The sequence below is a fragment of the Stenotrophomonas sp. AS012628 genome (assembly GCF_010608305.1).
GTDB classification, from domain to species: Bacteria; Pseudomonadota; Gammaproteobacteria; order Xanthomonadales; family Xanthomonadaceae; genus Stenotrophomonas; species Stenotrophomonas geniculata.
Window position 1 is genome coordinate 1 of sequence record NZ_VMBJ01000275.1, and the last position, 224, is coordinate 224.

A 224-nucleotide genomic window follows, 5' to 3' on the forward strand; every position below is an offset into this window, starting at 1 on the left:
GGGCCAGCTCGCGGGTCTCGCGGCTGGCCCTATGGCGTTCGCTGGCCGCATCGCAGGCGGCCCAGTCGCCGATCAGCGCGGCGCGCAGCAGGCCGGCCAGCAGCGGCGCCTCGAAGCGCGCCAGGTTCAGTTGCAACTGGTCGACCAGCCAGGTCCGCGCGCTCTCGGCGTCGCGCACCCAGCCATTGTCGAGGGCCGCCTCCAGGCCCTGGGAATAGCTGTAT

Annotated in this window: 1 protein-coding gene; it reads right to left on the minus strand. The window is 72.8% G+C overall.

Annotated elements, in window-relative coordinates:
• On the minus strand, positions 1 to 224 hold a 224-nt coding region (locus tag G5A07_RS21905), incomplete at both ends, for an urease accessory UreF family protein (RefSeq protein WP_316248774.1).